Consider the following 18703-nt stretch of genomic DNA (forward strand, 5'->3'; position numbering starts at 1 on the left):
AAACTGAGCGATAGGCCGTTTTTTATTTCACCACTGGTAGCATAAGTAAGAGATATCACACCCTAATTTCATCGGTTTTCAGCATAATTTAAAAATCATTGTTCAATAATGCCGATTTAATGAACAGCGGTTAGTCCCTGTAAACAAAGGGTTTGCGCAACTTAGCAAGAACGTTATCAACAGTTATCCACAAAAACGGTGGATAACTTTAGGGATAAGTTAACATCTGTGTTTTAAGAGTATTGAGACAGCCTTTATGTGGCGTCACTTAGGACAAATTTGACTGTTAGAATAACCTTTAAAACTTCATATCGAGTTATTGAGTCAAGAGATTATTTATGTTTTTTACATAGATATTAATTAGTGCCAAGCTAAGACCTTGATAAAAATGTGTTTTAATTCGTCGCCGAACAAAAGTAGAATAGCGTTAGTTAATCTTATTCTACAGAACACGATGAACCACAACAAAACGGATACAAATCAACCTTCTATTGCCATTGTTGGTGGTGGTATTGCCGGAACCACAAGCGCGATTCACTTTAGTGAGTTGGGTTTTAAGGTCACTATCTTGGAAAAAGGGCCGAGTTTGGTTAATGGTCCACCAATTTGCCACCTGCACGCTGGCGGCAATTTGTATCGAGATATTTCTGTAGAGCAGTGTCTTCAGTTGCTCACACAGTCAATTGATACCGTCCGCTTATTCCCTCATACCATCAATATTCGCCCGACAATCATCGCTGTTCCGCATAGTGATGGCGGTGAACCGATGGATCTACTTCCTCGCCTCAAGATAATCAAAAGCGCTTATGCTGAGCTTGTTAAACAAGATAAAAGCAACCAAGTGCTTGGTGATCCGGAAGAGTACTACAAGCTCTACAGCAAAGAAGACTTGTTAGAGATAGCGAAACGAACTCAGCCACTAAAACCAAGGTCGCTTGATGATTGGTGCATTCCTTTTGCTAAGCACACAGATCTAGACACATTGAAATATCCTGTTGCGATGGTTCAAGAGTATGGTTGGAGCGTATTCCGACTCTCTGCAACGGCTCAACTGTCTCTAGGCCAGCAATCCAATTGCACCGTGTTAACCAACAGCCATTTGCAGTCTGTTGAATCGACAGGTCAAGGTTGGTCTTTGACTTACACCGATCGTGAAAACCAAAGCTGCAATCTAACAACTGATTATCTGATCAATGCCAGTGGCTTCGAAACAGGCATTGTTGATGACTTTGTTGGTTCTAAGCAGCAGCGATTAGTCGAATTTAAAGCCGCATACGTGACGGAGTGGCCATTCTCGCAAGAGTGTAAGGAAGAGTGGCCAGAAGTTATCTTCCATGGTCCTAGAGGCACTCCGCAGGGCATGGCTCAACTAACACCGTATGCTGATGGTGTATTCCAACTTCATGGTATGACAGAAGGGATAACTCTGTTTGAGGGCGGGCTTGTTTCATCGTCAACGGATTCATCACAACCTCAACTGCCATCCAAGCTTCTTAAGAAGATCGTATCAGGTTGGAGCGAAGAACAACTGGAACTAAGAACTCGTGCTGCAATTACGCACATGTCTCAGTTCATCCCAAGTTTTCGTTCTGCACAAGTTGGTGGTAAGCCTCTGTTCGGTGCGCAACAAATCCCTGGAACCGACCCTAGTTTAAGAGCTTCTGACGTTTCATTTTGTGGCGACCGTTACGCTCGACTTGAAGTGGTTAAGGCGTCTTCAACGTTAGAGGCGGCACAAAAAGTGGCTGAACAATGGTTTGATATTACTGAAACGGTTTCTATTGAAGATACTCACTCGGTGACAATGTCACTTAATTTAAATGATATTGAAAACAGAGCGATAGGTTTGACTCAGGAGCGGGGCTACCCAGATGCGCTTGCTAAGGTATCAGGCCAAGAGCACGTTTAAATAGCGCTAATTCCCCTAGCGTTTATATAATGACTGGCTCACCAAAAACAAAATCCAGCTTGCTGAAACAGTAAGCTGGATTTTTAGTTTATACGTTTGGGGTCGTGACCTTAATTGAATAGCATTTATCTATAGAGACACATCAATAACCGAAAAATTGCGCCCACTGACACCACACATCTTGTAAGCCCAATCGGTCGCCTTTACTAAACGATATTTCGTGCCCAGGTTTAGCTTGTGCTAAGCGCGGTAAGTCGATTCTCGCAACACAACCAATCTTTGGGTAACCACCAATGGTTTGTCGGTCGTTGAGCAACACTATAGGTTGCCCGTCTTGGGGGATTTGAATCGCCCCAAGCGCAATGCCTTCCGACAGTAAAGAAATATCTGGAGACTCAACCACATCGCCATTGAGCCGGTAACCCATTCGATTCGAGTTTTGGTCAACGATGTATTGAGCGTTGTAGAAGGTTTCTTTTGCTGACTCTGTGAATAGCTCGTTTTGATAGCCTTCAATCACGCGTAAATTGACGGGCAAATTGTAATCGGGTTTGTAACGAAAGGTGACACTCAGAGCCTTAAAAGGGGTAGAGAGGTCATGTTGAGTAAAACTTATCTTTTGGCCTTTTTGGCAAGGCTGTCCATCTTGAGTTAGACCTCCAATTTTTTCTCGCGTCACAGTCGAGCTGCTATTGAGAGTATTGGGAACGTTGAAGCCGCCTTTAATCGCCAGGTATGCTCGCAAGCCATTCTTAGGTAATCCAAATGAGAGAACTTGTCCTTTATAGGCTTGGAAGGTGCTCCAATTATCTAATAGCTTCCCATCCAACGAGGCTTGTAGATCGCCGCCGCACAACGCCATCTCGCAATCTGAGTCGATTTTTAATGCACATTGTCCAAGTGTGATCTCTAAGGCTGCTTGGTTGACTGGGTTTCCAAGTAAGTGGTTCGCCCAACTATAAGAGTAGTCATCAACAGGGCCACCTTGGGTAAGCCCTAGATGAGCTACGCCAAAACGGCCAAAGTCTTGAATCAGACTCAATGGTCCGGGTTTGATTACGGTGAGGGTCGGGTTAGCCTTTACCTTACCCATGAGCGTCACCTCCACTAATCTCCGCAGACCTAAGCTTCATAAACTCGTGTTTTGATATCGATTTGAAACGCACACTGTTGCCGACATTAAGCAGGGATAATGGACCTTGTGTGATATCTGCTTTACTCAATTGGCTATGGTCAAACAGCGATAAAGGGCAGTTACCAATAATGTTCCAACCACCTGGTGAATCAGATGGGTAAACCGCGGTTTTCGAGTCTGCAATCGCGATGCTGCCTTTAGGAACACTTAAACGTGGCGTTGAATGACGAGGTAAAGCCAGTTCGCTGACCACATCCGACATAAAAGCAAAGCCGGGAATGAACCCTATCGCGCTGACACTATATGTCTGTGAGGTGTGATGCTGGATAATATCGTCCATCGATATTCCTTTCTCTTGATATCTATCTAAATCGAGTGCTGTTTCAGGTGAATAATAGGCAGGAAGTTCAATTATGTTCGCCGTAGCGGTGGTATTCGAAAATGAAGACAAGGCCTGAGTTAACAGCGAGTTTAGCTGTGTAATAAACTGCTGTTCTGAAATTCTATAAGGTAGGTAGTCAACTAATATGGTGTGGTAGGCTGGTGTCACATTCATTAAGACTGACGCTAGGTTTTGGCGAATAGCATTGAAAAAATGCGCCATATACTGCGCATCGATAGCGCTAGAGTGAGGCTTTGAAGGTCTTAGCGTAACCAGAACGCTGCATTCAGCGACAGGCTCTATATTGAATTCAATCTGATTATTCGTCATTTCCTTTCCATACATTTATTTCAACTTCCATGTTGAGCGCAGTATCAGCTTGCAAAGTGTTCTTAGCCAACGAGCAGAATCGCACTGGTATAAATTGAAAGCACTGATATTAATTAAAAGCTTTGGTATCAATTAAAAGCGTTAAGATCTTGTCGGATTTTTCTAATTAACGCGATGGATTGAGGGTTATCTCCGTGAACACAAATAGTATCAGCTTCAATAGGTAACCGTTCACCCTCAATGGTTGTGACAGAACCATAGTTAATGATTTGCATGACTTGGTTATAGATATCGTCTTGATTGACGTACACCGAGCCTTTTTGTGTTCGTGGCGCGAGATGACCAGTGTTTAAGTAGGCTCTGTCGGCGAAGGCTTCAAACAAAAGGGGTAAGTCGTGATCATCAGCGATGTCTAAATATTGTTGGTTGTCAGAAGAAGAGAGGATCATAAGAGGGATATTAAATTCCGCCACAGCTTGCGCGACGGCATTAAATACATCTGTATTTGCCATCATATCGTTATAAAGCGCACCGTGAGGTTTCACGTAGCCGACACTTGTATGGTGATAACGGCACAGGGCTTGTAATGCACCGACTTGATAGCAAACGAGTTCACTGATTTCGTCCATACTGTGAGGAATTGACCTGCGACCAAACCCAACGAGGTCCTGATAACCAGGATGAGCACCAATTTGAGTATGATAGTGCTGGGCCAGTTTGATAGTCTTTGACATCACGTGGGGATCAGACGCATGAAAACCACAGGCGATATTTGCCATATCAACCCATTCCATGACCGATTCATCATCGCCCATCTTCCAGTTGCCGAAACTTTCTCCCATGTCGCAATTAAGCAAAATCTTCGTTGTCACGTGGTGCTAATCCTTTACGTTAAAGTTACTAATGACGGTCTTATAAATGCCATAAATAAACCGTGATCTAATTCAAACTTTCGATACCGAAAAATCAACGGTATAGCATTTCGTATATAGTTTAACTATTGATTAAAGGATTAATATCTATTTGTATATTAGGTGAGCACATGATATCCCGCCAGGTTTGCTTAGGACTAGCATTAACAACGCCTGTTTTTGTATTTGCTCAAGAAAACTCGCTAGATCAATTGATGTCAATGAGTCTTGAAGAGTTATCTATGTTAGATGTCGAAATGGAAACGGCATCAAAAGCGACGCAAAAACTCACCGACATTCCTTCATCTGTGTATGTACTTTCCAATGAGAGAATCCAACGCAGCGGCGCGAAAAGCATTGCCGAAGTTTTGATGTTGGTGCCGGGACTAAAAGTCACCAAGTTCAACGAAACGTCATGGTTTGTGTCTACTCGAGGTTTCCACGACGGTTTATACAATAAAATGCTCGTCATGATGGATGGACGTAGCTTGTTCAGCCCTGTATATGGTGGCACTTACTGGAGCGACGTTGACTATATTCTTGCTGATATTGAACGAATCGAGGTGCTTAAAGGGCCGGGCGGTACAATTTGGGGAGGCAATGCCGTGAATGGTGTGGTGAACATCATTACTAAGTCTACCAATGATACGCAAGGAACCTATCTGTCTGGCGTCGCTTCTAATACCGATAATTACGAGTTTAGTGTTCGTCAGGGCTTAAGCCTAAACGACAATGTCAATGCTCGAGCATTTTACAAGTATCGTGAAGAACCACCGTATCGTGTTGGTGAATCTAAAAAGTGGAAAGCACAAACCGCGGGCATGGTGTTTCAGCCGAGCAATGCCGAAGATAACTGGTCCTTACGCATCGGTGGTGAAAAGAGCTTTCATGAGTCAGAGTTATATAGCGTCCAATATGACCAAACAGGAACGTTTGTAAGCTCACAAACCAACGACTTCGATAACAAAAGTCAATCTGCCTACATTCAATTTAACGACTCTCGCCACTTCGATGAAAGTTCGACGCTCTCTTATTCCCTATGGGGTGAGTATAACGAAGACAATGCTCCGGACGCCCCAGGTAGCTATTCGACAATAGATTTTGATTCAACCTACATCAGTCAATTATCAGCCAATCATCAAATAACGCTCGGAGGTGGTCTCCGATACATGTACCTTGATTTCTCATCAAGCCAAGTTGCTGATGTAGATTGGTATAACCCTGATTACTACGGTCGTACTTATAACATCGAATCAGCGAACGATTATATCGCCAATGCGTTCGTGCAGTCACAAATGCAATGGACAGAAGCACTTTCAATCACGATCGGTGCAAAGTTAGAGCATTTCACTCAAAACCATTCTTCTGAGATTTCGCCTCAAATTCGCGGATTATATAAGCTAAATCTTCGTCACTCGATTTGGGCAGGTGTCAGTAAGGCGGTAGTTGCACCTTCTTATATGGACAGTAACTCCGCGTATTACTTTAATAGTTACTATCCTGAGACTGGTGCGAGCTACTTAGATGTCTATAAATCGAATTCCAATCTTGATAACGAAAATGTTGTCACGTTTGAAATGGGTTATCGCTACACCAATGATTCAAATTTTCAGCTAGATGCGACAATCTATTTAAGTGAACACGATAACCTTCGTTTCCATAGTTACGATCCTACTGATATTCCAGATCATCACGTTTATGTCGGTGCATTGTCTGATGATTACCAAGCTCAAACCCATGGTTTAGAACTCGGTGCGACTTACAAACTGACGAAAGACATTACTAGTTATTTTAGTTACGCCTACTCGACGTTAGAGGGCGAAAGTAAAGGAAAAGACCCTAAGTCAAATCCACAGAATAGCGTGTACTATGACATCGATAATGAACACTTAGCGACGGCACAGTTGATGTGGAACATTACTGATAGTTGGCAATTTGATGTCATTGGACAATATATTAATGTGAATTACCCTGATTACTGGGTCGCTGAAGATGGAACGCAATATGAATGGCAATCTTACCCTCATGAGGTGACCTTTGATGCTCGATTAGCTTGGAAAAAATCACATGCTGCTCCTCTAATTGAATTAGTCGTCGAGAACATTGGTAAAGATAATGGCTATCAGGCTGAAATGACTTCCGATAAAAGCGTCAATCAAGAGTCCGTCTATGTAAGGGTATCTCATGAGTTTTAGACGGTTAGTAAGCCGACTTATTTATTGTATGGTTTTTACAATAACGTTTTCGCCGATTATACGCGCCGAGGGCTTTAAACCTTATGAAGTTAAAGCGGTTTACCTGTTTAGGATTGCCAATTTTATTCAATGGCACAATGAAAGTTCGATGGGCTCTGTTCAGTTCTGCGTGATGGGGAATCAAAAAGTCGCCGATACTTTAATTTCTATTACGAATGGAAAGTCGATCCGCTCTTTGCCGATTGACGTTCAACAAAACATTTCTCCGGAATGTAACATCACTTATCTGTCTGATGTCGAACGTGGGGCGATTGAGACAGAACTCAATAGTAATGACGTATCGCCCAATATGGTTACCATTAGCGATACATTAAATTTTACTGAGCTCGGGGGCGTCATAGAGCTCACTCGCATCGACAATAAAATCAAGCCTAAGATCAACTTAACCAACGCTAAAAGAGGCAACTACATTATCGGCTCAAACCTTCTACGCATCTCAATTGTGGAGGGTAAGTAATGTTGTCTTTCATCAATAACATCTCCATTAAGAATAAGCTTATTCTGCCGATCATTCTGTTTATCTCGGTTGCGTTTATTACGATTCAATCAATAAATTACACTGTCACTTATGAGCGAGAAAAAGATAACCTAATACAACGAGTGAAAGTCTTGGCGCAGGGCGTTGCTTATAACTTGCAAGCCGCCATCTTATTTGAAGACAAAACATCGGCTAACGAGATTCTATCGGCATTCGTAGCTGATGGAGACATTGTTCGAGTCAAACTGTTTGATAAGCAAGGCGAGCTATTCGCTAGCTACCAAGTCAGCGATATCGAACTTCCAAGGCCTACTGCCGAGGAGCGCAAAGATATTGGCTCCCAACAATTTGCGATTTCAGAGAACTATATCTATCTGTTGGTGCCCGTGATTCTCGATAATCAAAACATCGCAAATCTACGTGTGACCATTTCTAAACAAACCTTTACCAAGATCTTCACCAATATATTTAAAGTCGCAGGGATCTACCTTGTGCTTTTGGTCGTGCTAGGAGGTGTGTTAGTTAAGCTCATTCAACGTTTTATTATTGTACCGATGTTCGAACTTAACGAAGCGATGCGGGCGTTTGTAGAGCGTCGCGCTGAGCAACCTAGACTGATTACGTCTAATAATGACGAGATAGGCGAACTGGTTCGCGCGTTCAACACCATGTTAGAGCGGTTAAAGCATCGCGACAACCAAATCAATTTCACGCTTGATAAGCTGCAAGAAGAGAAAGCTTTTGCTAACGAAGTAATCGAAACAGTTCAGCACTCACTCCTCGTTGTCGATAATAAGGGCGTGATTGTAAATGCCAACATGGCCACACGTGACATATTCAAATGCACGGAGGCATTTCTTGAAAACCTAAGCATTCAAGAGTTAATCCAAACCAAGCAGGGCAGTTTCTTACAAGGAATCATCGACTCTAATATAGAGCTAAACGATGAGTTAATCGAAGCTACCGATCTCTTTCAAAATAAACAGTGGCTTCAGATGAGCAGCCGATCGCTATCCAAAAACGGGAATACCTTGTTTGCTATACAAGACGTAACCGATATTGAAACGGCCATGAGCCGTCAACGTATTGCCGCCGGTGTGTTCGAAAACAGCAAGGACGGGTTAATTGTACTTAATTCATCGAATGTGATTACTATGGTTAACCCCGCAGTCACTCAACTCCTCGGCTATCATGCAGATTTGCTGGTGGGCAAAACACCGTTTGAAGTCTTTTCATGGCAGCAGTTCTCGTCGTTAATGCCAACCATTCGTAGCTCATTAGAGAATTATGGGCAGTGGCAAGGAGAAGTGTGGGAAAAAAGTGCATCTGATAAGTTAGTCCCAATGTTTGTCAAAGTTAACCTAGTTTCGTCGGATGAAGAGAAAGATGAGTTTGATATGGTGCTGACGCTATCCGATCTATCTAACGTCAAAGAGATGGAAAGGCTTGAGCACTTAGCACATCACGACGCGTTAACAGGGTTAGCGAATAGAGCACAACTGTATAAGGTGATGGATGAAGTTGTTTCCTCAAGCAATTACGCAAGTCAACAATTTGCCGTTATCTATTTGGATCTAGATGGTTTCAAACACGTCAATGACAACTACGGCCATGATGCAGGTGATGCCATCCTTAAGGAAGTATCAAACAGGCTGTTATCTCAAGTAAGAGCAGGAGATCTAGTCGCGCGTTTGTCGGGAGATGAATTTGTTCTTATTATTAAACAGACAAACAAAGTCATGTTAGCGAATCTCGCTGAGCGCTTATTAACACTTATTGGACAAACAGTGCATCACAAACAGCGCTCTCTCAATGTTGGGGCTAGTTTGGGTATCCACTTAGTCGATAACTCTGAGCATGACATCGATGCGATTCTCAAGATAGCCGATGAAGCCATGTATCACGCGAAACACCAAGGGAAAGGGCAATTTGTGTTCTCAAGTGATGTTTGATTGCTCTTTGGGGTGTGACCTCACACTAAGTTGTTGTATCATAAGTGATAGATTGAGTATTCATAATAAAAGGTATACTAAACATGAATGTTTTAGTTACAGGTGGCATGGGTTACATCGGTAGCCACACAAGTATTCAGATGATTAATGCAGGCATGACACCTGTTCTTTTCGATAACTTATACAACAGTAAACCAAGCGTTTTAGAGCGTATTGAGAAGGTGTCTGGTGTTCGCCCAGTGTTCGTTGAAGGTGACATTCGCAATAAAGCGCTGTTAGCGGAAACTATGAAGCAACACAACATCGAAGCAGTTATCCATTTTGCTGGCTTGAAAGCGGTAGGTGAATCTGTAGAGAAGCCTCTTGAATACTACGATAACAATGTTAACGGCACTTTAGTGCTTGTGGATGCTATGCGCGAAGCGAATGTTAAAACGTTAGTATTCAGCTCATCAGCAACCGTGTACGGCGATCCTGCAAGTGTGCCTATTACTGAAGACTTCCCGACAAGTGCGACGAACCCTTATGGTCGCAGTAAGCTAATGGTTGAAGAGTGTCTAACGGATTTCCAAAAAGCGAATCCAGACTGGAGCATCACGTTACTTCGTTACTTTAATCCGGTGGGTTCACACCCAAGTGGTGAACTAGGTGAAGATCCACAAGGTATTCCAAACAACTTGATGCCGTTTGTTTCACAAGTTGCTGTTGGCCGACGCGAGTTCTTGTCTGTATTTGGTAGCGATTATCCAACGAAAGATGGTACAGGTGTTCGTGATTACATCCACGTAATGGATCTGTCTGACGGCCACATCGCTGCACTTGAGAAAGTAGGGCGCAAAGATGGTCTGCACATCTACAACCTGGGTACAGGCAACGGTTCTAGTGTTTTAGACATGGTTAAGGCGTTTGAACAAGCAAGCGGCAAAGAAATCCCATATAAACTTGTTGAGCGACGTGCTGGTGACATCGCAGAATGTTGGGCAGATCCGGCGAAAGCTCAGAAAGAGCTGGGTTGGAACGCAACCCGCACACTGACCGAAATGACCGAAGATACATGGCGCTGGCAGTCAACAAACCCTAATGGTTTCCCTGGCTGATCTAGTCGTTTTATGAATGATTAACTTATAAAAAGATGCTTTAGGGCATCTTTTTTGATCTAAATCGAATAAAAAGTAAATTAGTGGTTAAAAAGTATCATTCTGTATTCATTGTGTTACTATGCACGCGAAATATATGTTTAATGTTAATTTTCTTTGGAGTTAATCATGGAACTAGGCCTAATCATCACTTTCATCATTGCTGCTGCGGTAATGGTAAAGAAAGAAATGGCAGAGAAGTAATTTCACTTATTCCTTTTTGATACAATTTTTAGTGAAATAGATAAAAGCCAGCATAAAGCTGGCTTTTTAGTTTCTGCAATTTAGGTTTGTAACGAATTAGAATTCGTACTTAGCTGAAATACCGTAGTTTCTTTCAGCTTGAGAGTTCTCTTTGTAAAGCTCATCATCGCCGCGAATATCATTCCAACGGTAGTACTCTTCGTTAGTTAAGTTTAACACACCACCACGAATCGTCAAATCTTTCATTGGTTTGTAGTAAGCGGTTAGATCAACAACCGTTGCACTTGGAAGTTCAGCTTGACCAGCATTACCGCCATTCTCGTCATCAAAGTTAATGTCTGAGCCAGATTTATCAGCTGTGTAATTTAACTTAAGGCTTGTACCCCAATTTTGGTTCGGAGCATCGTAGTTCAGACCTAACACAGCGTTCCATGGGTTAACACTGTTTAGTGCATTGCCGTTTCCATCTTCACCTTCTGTGTATGAGGCAACAAAATGAGTCGAAATACCCTCTGGCGCACCCACTAACACATCCCAAAGCAACGTGTTAGAGAACTCAATCCCCTTAATTGTTGCCGATTCTAAGTTAACGTTAGAGTAATGCGTTGTACCACCGACTTTTTTCGTTACTACGGTTTCAATGAAGTCATCGTAATCACTGTAGTAAGCTGCAATCTCAGACGATGAAGCCTGTGTATTGTGACGGTAACCTAGCTCGTACGAGATACTTGTTTCTGACTTAAGGTCAGGGTTCGGATCATTTACGTAACCGTGACCAGGGTTGTCGTATGTGTAGTAGAGCTCATCAAATGAAGGAGCTCTAAAGCCTTGGCTAATTTGACCGAATACAGTGCCTGTATCAGTTAGCTTATATGTTGTACCTAAACGACCGGTTACAGCAGAATCTGAGAAGTCAGTTAGAGATTCGCCAGTGGTTTTGCCAGGGTCTGTAGAGAAGTAGTCGAAACGAACACCTGGAGTCACAACCAGCTTATTGTTCATTAGGCTGATTTCGTCTTGAACAAACAAACCAAACTTCTGCTCTTTCGCATCAGGCGTGTACACGTAAAGCTGATCGTCAGTCGCTGGATCTGAGTTGTACTCCATATTGGTGTTGCTGATGTCACTATGTGTATAAGTCGCACCATAAACTAGGTAGTGATTGTTAATCTCTTTGTCTAGTTGCGTCTCTATCTCAAGCTTATCTTCGGTGTAATCATAATCTTTGGTTTGAACATTGTCGTTATTGGCAGGAACGTAAGGAGGGAAACCTGGGCCTGCAGGTTTAAAGCGTTTAGTAACACCGTTCTCTTCTTTAGAAATGTACGATACTTTGCTCGTCACAGTGTCAGCAATCGCGCCGTCTGCAAACCAAATGTGCTTGATTGCGAATCGGTTTTGTTTAGTGTCATCTTCACCAGTGTAGCTATCATAACTAGAGTGGTAGATGTCTGAATCAGAGGTATCTTTAATGAGCTCTGCTAGAAATTCAATGCGATGGCTTTCATTGAGTTGGTATTGAAGTTTTACCAATAGGTTATCTGCTGATGTGTCTTGATTTTCTACTGCGTAGTTCTCTAAATCGCCCGAGTTACGGAAGTTTTGAAGCTCTTCACCATCTCGGCGAGTATAAGCAACCAGAGTTTCTAAATCGCCAAAACGATTAGCTAATGCAACATGTTCGCTGAATGAGTTGTCTTCAGAAGAGTAGGAAAGCTTAGCTTGACCACCGAAGTCTTTGCCATCTTTCAAAAAGTCAGAAGGATCTTTAGTTTCAAAAGCAACAACACCGCCAATTGCGTCACTTCCGTGTAAACTTGAAGCAGCACCTTTGATGATTTCGACACTTTTTAACATATCAGGGTCGATAGAAATACCGCTAGAATTAATGAAGGCGTAAGGACCACCATCAAATGAACCAGGTTGCGATGAACCGTCTACAAGAATCTTTACGCGTTTACCTTCCATGCCACGGATATTAATCGTTTGGGCACCCTGGCGAGAGCTTGAGTTCATCGTAACGCCTGGCGTGTATTCGAAGATCTCATTAACGTCTTTTGCCATATTCTCTTCGATTTGCTTGTCAGAGATGACGGTGACAGAAGCAGCAGTATTAATAAGTGTTTGATTCGTACGAGTCGAAGATACAACAACCTCGTCAAATAGGGCATAATCTTCAGCTAAGGCTGAGGTTGATGAAAGCGCTAAAACGATTGAAGCAGAGAGTAGGGATTGCTTATACATCTGATAGTTACCTTAATTCCATAGTATTATCTTGATTTCGCGAAAGATAATATTGGATCTAAATGATAATTACTATTATTTGCATTTCAATTTATTTGTATTTTTATCATTAAAAGCTCGGATAAACCGTATAACTCATTGTATTAAAAGACCTTTAATGGTTCCATTTATCTGGTGAATGCTTCCATTTTTGTGATCAAAATCTCATTTATAAAGTAGGAAACTGATGCATAGCCCAATAACACTTGAAGCGTTACACATCCTAGACGCCATCGATAGACGTGGAAGTTTTGCTGCTGCAGCCAATGAAATGGACCGCGCGCCTTCGTCACTCAGCTACCAAATTCAAAAGCTTGAACAAGACTTAGATATCATGATTTTTGACCGCTCTGGCCATCGCGCAAACTTTACAGAGGCCGGTCAATTGATACTTGAACAAGGTAGGGTGATTCTTGGTGCGACAGAAAGGCTCGTCAACGAAGCAAGCATTCTAGCTAATGGGTGGGAGTTGGATTTAACTATCGCTTTTGATGGTATTATCCCGATTGCTAATTTCTTCCCACTTGTAGATGAGCTAGGGAAAATCAGTAAAACGCGTGTTCGTTTACAAGAGGAGATCTTAGCGGGATGTTGGGAGTCACTCTCAGATGGCCGCGCCGACCTTCTTGTTTGCCCGAAAGTCGATACCATTCCTAATGACCTGAAAAGTGACGTAATAGGAAAAATGGAAATGGTTTGGGTAGCAGCATCCAACCACTACGTACATAAGCGCTCTGGAGATTTCGATCAAAAGGCTAGAGAAAGTTACAGGGTGATTGCAATTGCAGATACTGCACGCGATCAGCCAGCATTAAGCATCAATATTTTAGAGAAACAACCGCGCTTAACGGTGACGAGCTTCCCAGCAAAAGTAGAAGCTTTAACTAGTGGGCTCGGCATTGGTACCTTGCCGTGTAGCGTTGCTAAACCTTTGATCGAATCTGGTGTTTTAAAACAGATTGCAGGGACGGAGCCGCAACCGATCGACATTGTGATGGCTTGGCGACGCAACAAAATGGGCGATGCCAAATCTTGGTGTATTCAACACCTTAAAAAAACATGGTCACTCAAGTAACGGAAGCACCATATCTGCTGTGCCGTCTTCAAAACAGATATCTAGCTTGAAACCCAGTTTTTGAGCTAGTGTCAGCATCCCTCTGTTGGTTGGCATTGTCATTCCCGACATCTGTTTAGTCTGCTTAGCACGGCAGTAATCAATAACCTTAGTCATAAGGATTCGACCTAAACCAACGCCTTTTAAATCAGAGCGAATCAATATCGCGAATTCTGCATCCGTATTCTCTGGGTTAATCAGCGCGCGCGACACGCCAATGATTGCAGGCACACCTTGTTCTTCACGCACCACAACAAAAGCAATCTCTCTATCAAAATCAATCTGAGTAAAATTAGCTAACGCTTCATGATTGAATTCACCCACATCACTAAAGAAGCGCTTGTAGAGATCCTCTTTAGAGACTCGATTAATGAAGTCGGCATGAAGTGGTTCATCTTCAGGAAGAATAGGGCGTAGCAACACTTTTGTGCCATCTTTTAACTGGATACGTTCTTCCAGCTCCACAGGATAAGGACGAATCGCTAGTCTTTCTTGCGGGTCCCCCTCGTAAGCTTTCAATATGATATCGGCATCCAATATCGTGAACTTATCGCCATTCGCAAGTACTGGGTGTATATCCAGGTCATGTATTTCAGGGCAGTCAACCACCATTTGAGAAATACGAACCAGCAACTCAGACAAGCCTTCTATATCAATAGGATTAGGGAGCTTTTGTAGGCGAATCTTGCCACTCTTTATCGCTCGAATAATCAAGTAGCGAGCCAGTGTCATATTCAGTGGTGGGAACGCTGCGGCCGCATCAATCGACTCATCCCATTCGGAACCGCCTTGACCGAGTAGAATAATAGGGCCGAACGTTTCATCGGTTGTAACTTTCACGCGAAGCTCTTGTCCGCCAGCCAGTTTCGCCATACCTTGAACTAACAGACCATGAATATGCGCTGTTGGGAATGATAACTGAGAGCGATCAAGAATCGCTTGAGCCGCATTTGCGACTTCACTGCTGTTTCTTAAATTAAGCATTACGCCTTGAACGTCAGATTTATGCGCGATATCTGGAGAGCGGAGTTTAACTGCGACAGGATAACCGATCGTTTCGGCAATATGTACCGCTTCACTAGGATCTGAAGCGATCCAAGTCGGCAGCACATCTAGGTTGAAGTGTTTGAAAAACTGACTGTTTTGATGGGTATCAAGGCTTATTGTATCTTTATCCAGTAGTTGGCGTTCTATCCAATTTCTGGCATCGGCTAAATCTTCAATATGGACTTTCTCAGCCGTGGTTGGCGTCTCCATAAGCTGACGTTGGTTGCGTCGGTACTCGACCAAGTGCATGAATGCGACCACTGAGCTTTCTGGCGTTCGATAGGTTGGAATTCCAGCCTCTGTGAACAACTTTCTAGCAGGCCTTGCCGTCAGTTCACCGGACCAATTGGTGAGAATATTGAATCGCTTGTGACGAGGATGCTTTTTAATCGCTTCGATGATGCGCTCAGCAGTTTGAGCAGAGTGTGCGATAGCAGAAGGGCTATGCATGATGAGAATAGCATCTGCCTCATCACCATCGAGCAGTGTATTAATCGTATCGATATAACGTTGATCACCTGCATCACCCACAATATCGATAGGATTGCTATGTGACCAACTTGAAGGTAGCACCTTATTAAGCTTTTCGAGCGTCTCTTCCGATAATTCAGCGAGTTTACCACCGCGCTCAAAAAGCGTATCTACTGCCATAATCGCAGGCCCACCACCATTCGTGACAATGGCCAGTCGCTCTCCACGTAGTGGGACAGAGTGAGTTAAAGTTTCTACGGCAGCAAACAGTTCATGCAAGTTCTTAACTCGCAGCATACCACTACGACGAATAGCCGAGTCATAAATAATATCTAAAGTGTCTGCACCGCCGGTATGTACCATCGCCGCCGCTCTGCCTTTTGCAGTCCTACCGCCTTTTAAGACCAATATTCTCCGGTTGCGTGACGCAGCTCGTGCTGCCGAAATGAAACGTCTTGCGTCTTTAATGCTATCGACATAAAGCAATATTGCTTCCGTGTGGGAGTCGGTGCTCAAATAATCCAACAGTTCCGAGAATTCAATGTCTGTGCCGTTTCCGATAGAGATAAACGCAGAGAAACCGATCTCTTTATCGTTCGCCCAATCAAGTATCGTCGTGCACACCGCTGCAGATTGAGAAATAAAGGCAATCTTACCGGGGAGTGCGGTAACAGGAGAGAAGGATGCATTGAGATTAAGCCAAGGGATTATCACGCCTAAGCTGTTGGAACCAAGCATCCTTATATTGTGCTTTTTCGCAATCGTTAGGCATCTTGAGTCGTACGTTTCACCGTTATCACTAGGATGTTGCATGTCTGAAGATAGAACAATGACAGACGCAATGCCTTTCTCCGCTAACTCCTCAAAGATAGCTATATTGCGAGTCGCGTTGGTACAAAGAATCGCAAGATCAGGGACGATCGGGAGCGACAAAATGTTTTTGTAGGAAAGTACACCCGCCACAGAATCGTATTTGGGTGTAACCGGCATCACCGCACCTTTAAAATCCCCGTGCAACAAATTATTCATAACGATATAACCCGCGCGCGTTTCTCGTTGCGAAGCGCCAACAACAGCGATAGAGCGGGGTTTGAGTAGGGGATCAAGATGATTCATAGACATATCCTAGCAATGCACGTAAGTTCATCGTAACTTACTTTTCGATGACAGGTTGATGGCAAATTCACCGAATTAAGATGAATAAGCAAACACTGCATAAAGTTTGTGAAATAGGTCACCCACTAATGGTGTATAATCTCAAAGTTAACTTGATTCTAAACCGACGTATCGGCATGATTTATAGTAATTATTATTAAGGATATAGAGCTTTCCATGAAAAAAATTGCAATTGCGACTTTGCCACTGCTCTTGGCTGCATGTGTATCTGAAAACTACATCACGGATGTGACTTCAGACAGTTATCAAGAAGAGTACAAAACTGCCAAAGTTGAAGCTCCAGTTGTGTCTCAATCACAGCAATCAGGCGTTGTTGAAGAGAATGTAGTTAACGTTATCAGAACAGAACCTGTTGAGCAGAAAGTCACTCAAACAACTCAAGCTAAACCCGTTGCGGCAGTGAAAGGTCCAACTAAGAAGCAACAAGACATGAACCAGCGCTTTGGTTACACGGTTCAAGTTGTTGCGGTTGGCAGCCAAAGTAAAGTCGACTCTTTCGTGAAAATGCTACCAACGACTTCTCAACCTGTTTGGGAAAACTACAAAATGGTTAACGGCACTAAGTGGTTCACAGTACTTTACGGAGACTACGCAACACGCTTAGAAGCGAAAAAGGCGATTTCAACACTGCCAACCACTTTCCAAAACTTGAAGCCGTTCGTTAAGAGTATTGATGACATCAAGAACTCTGAATACCCAACGCTTAACAAGTTAAACTAAGTTTTGATTCATAAAAGAGGGAGCAAATGCTCCTTCTTTTGTTTTAAGACTCGTTGTTTTGTTTAATAGTTAATCGCTCAATCTTTCGAACACAATTTTAACAATCAAAACACTGTACCTATTTCGACTTTTGTTTATCATTGAAGTCAGTATTCCTAGTTTCAAGGACCGAATTTACCCATGAACACCACAAACATTCTTCTACTATGCGGCGGTGGATCTTCAGAGCACGAAGTGTCTTTAGTTTCAGCCAATTACCTTTTTGATCAACTTAAGAGCGTTGAAGACTTTAACGTTGTAAGAGTTGAGATTAAGAGCGAAGGCTGGTGTCTAGATTCGGGCGAATTGGTTTATCTTGATATCAACAATCAAACGCTACGCGGCGACAACCTAGAGTCAAAAGTCGACTTCATCGTACCTTGTATTCATGGTTTCCCAGGTGAAACAGGTGATATCCAATCACTGTTTGAAATGGCAAAAATCCCGTACCTAGGCTGTGGTTCTGAAGCTAGCAATAACAGCTTCAACAAGATCACCTCTAAACTTTGGTATGACGCACTGGGTATTCCAAACACGCCTTATCTATTCCTATCTGACAATACAGATGAAGCTCACTCACAAGCAACTCAAGCTTTTGAAACTTGGGGAAAAGTGTTCGTGAAGGCTGCACGTCAAGGTTCTTCTGTTGGTTGTTACCAAGTGAACCAAGTAGAGGACTTAAGCGAAGCGATCAACAAAGCGTTTACCTTCTCTGATCAAGTACTTATCGAAAAGTCAGTGGTACCAAGAGAGCTAGAAGTCGCAGCATATGAAATCGACGGCGAGCTACATATTAGCAAGCCGGGCGAGGTGATTGCACCGAATGGCGCGTTTTACTCTTATGAAGAGAAGTACAGTGCAGACAGCCACTCAATCACTGAAGTTGAAGCAAGTAACCTGACTGACGAACAGCGTGATTTGATCGCAGACAGCGCGCGTAAAGTATTTACACAGATGAAGCTTCGCCACTTATCTCGTATCGACTTCTTCTTAACACAAGATAACGAGATCTACCTAAACGAAGTAAACACATTCCCAGGTATGACGCCAATTTCTATGTTCCCTAAAATGGTGGAACATGATGGTCATAAGTTCAGTCAGTTCCTAGAGAACTGCGTTAGAACGAGCCTTGCTTAGTTCATCTAATCAATCTTTGTTCAT

At 43.0% G+C, this 18703-nt stretch carries 13 protein-coding genes; 8 read left to right on the plus strand and 5 right to left on the minus strand.

The annotated features are described in order from the left end of the window. Positions 1 to 454 precede the first annotated feature (454 nt). A complete protein-coding gene (locus L1D22_RS09920) occupies positions 455 to 1909 on the plus strand; it encodes an FAD-dependent oxidoreductase (protein ID WP_239829636.1) in 1455 nt (484 codons plus the stop codon). 142 nt (positions 1910 to 2051) lie between these two features. Here the strand turns inward: L1D22_RS09920 and L1D22_RS09925 are convergent, their stop codons facing one another. The 3 genes from L1D22_RS09925 to L1D22_RS09935 form a co-directional block, all read right to left on the minus strand. Next, positions 2052 to 3002: a biotin-dependent carboxyltransferase family protein gene (locus L1D22_RS09925; protein WP_239829637.1), complete on the minus strand. Its 951-nt coding sequence runs from the start codon at positions 3000 to 3002 to the stop codon at positions 2052 to 2054. Then, positions 2995 to 3756: an allophanate hydrolase subunit 1 gene (locus L1D22_RS09930; protein WP_239829638.1), complete on the minus strand. Its 762-nt coding sequence runs from the start codon at positions 3754 to 3756 to the stop codon at positions 2995 to 2997. Before L1D22_RS09930 ends, L1D22_RS09925 begins: the two co-directional genes overlap by 8 nt. A 128-nt stretch (positions 3757 to 3884) precedes the next feature. Continuing rightward, complete coding sequence (locus L1D22_RS09935; protein ID WP_239829639.1) at positions 3885 to 4628, minus strand: 5-oxoprolinase subunit PxpA; 744 nt, start codon at positions 4626 to 4628, stop codon at positions 3885 to 3887. Between the two features lie 170 nt (positions 4629 to 4798). On the opposite strand from L1D22_RS09935, the gene L1D22_RS09940 reads away from it, so the two are divergent. The 4 genes from L1D22_RS09940 to galE all read left to right on the plus strand — a co-directional run bounded on the left by L1D22_RS09940 (position 4799) and on the right by galE (position 10449). Next, on the plus strand, positions 4799 to 6862 hold the full coding sequence (locus L1D22_RS09940; protein ID WP_239829640.1) for a TonB-dependent receptor: 2064 nt from the start codon (positions 4799 to 4801) through the stop codon (positions 6860 to 6862). A gap of 28 nt (positions 6863 to 6890) precedes the next feature. Further along, entirely contained in the window at positions 6891 to 7379 is a 489-nt protein-coding gene (locus tag L1D22_RS09945) for a YfiR family protein (RefSeq protein WP_239829714.1), read from the plus strand. Further along, positions 7379 to 9352, plus strand: a complete 1974-nt coding sequence (locus L1D22_RS09950) for a diguanylate cyclase (RefSeq protein ID WP_239829641.1) — start codon at positions 7379 to 7381, stop codon at positions 9350 to 9352. Before L1D22_RS09945 ends, L1D22_RS09950 begins: the two co-directional genes overlap by 1 nt. 83 nt (positions 9353 to 9435) lie before the next feature. Beyond that, positions 9436 to 10449 carry a UDP-glucose 4-epimerase GalE gene (galE, locus tag L1D22_RS09955; RefSeq protein WP_239829642.1) on the plus strand — a complete coding sequence of 338 codons (1014 nt, stop codon included), beginning with the start codon at positions 9436 to 9438 and terminating at the stop codon, positions 10447 to 10449. Positions 10450 to 10788: 339 nt separating this feature from the next. Here the strand turns inward: galE and L1D22_RS09960 are convergent, their stop codons facing one another. Then, complete coding sequence (locus tag L1D22_RS09960) at positions 10789 to 12936, minus strand: TonB-dependent hemoglobin/transferrin/lactoferrin family receptor (protein ID WP_239829643.1); 2148 nt, start codon at positions 12934 to 12936, stop codon at positions 10789 to 10791. Positions 12937 to 13162: 226 nt separating this feature from the next. Between L1D22_RS09960 and L1D22_RS09965 the strand changes: the two genes are divergently transcribed. Then, positions 13163 to 14050 (plus strand): LysR family transcriptional regulator, encoded by an 888-nt coding sequence (locus tag L1D22_RS09965; RefSeq protein WP_239829644.1) that lies wholly within the window; start codon positions 13163 to 13165, stop codon positions 14048 to 14050. Here L1D22_RS09965 and L1D22_RS09970 read toward each other — a convergent pair. Continuing rightward, entirely contained in the window at positions 14039 to 16723 is a 2685-nt protein-coding gene (locus L1D22_RS09970) for a bifunctional acetate--CoA ligase family protein/GNAT family N-acetyltransferase (RefSeq protein ID WP_239829645.1), read from the minus strand. The genes L1D22_RS09965 and L1D22_RS09970 overlap by 12 nt on opposite strands. A 216-nt stretch (positions 16724 to 16939) precedes the next feature. Between L1D22_RS09970 and L1D22_RS09975 the strand changes: the two genes are divergently transcribed. Both L1D22_RS09975 and L1D22_RS09980 read left to right on the plus strand, forming a co-directional pair. Next, complete coding sequence (locus L1D22_RS09975; protein ID WP_239829646.1) at positions 16940 to 17503, plus strand: SPOR domain-containing protein; 564 nt, start codon at positions 16940 to 16942, stop codon at positions 17501 to 17503. Between the two features lie 180 nt (positions 17504 to 17683). Further along, positions 17684 to 18679, plus strand: a complete 996-nt coding sequence (locus tag L1D22_RS09980) for a D-alanine--D-alanine ligase (RefSeq protein WP_239829647.1) — start codon at positions 17684 to 17686, stop codon at positions 18677 to 18679. The last annotated feature ends 24 nt before the right edge of the window (positions 18680 to 18703 follow it).

It is taken from the genome of Vibrio sp. Isolate34, from assembly GCF_022397915.1.
In the GTDB taxonomy this organism is placed as follows: Bacteria; Pseudomonadota; Gammaproteobacteria; order Enterobacterales; family Vibrionaceae; genus Vibrio.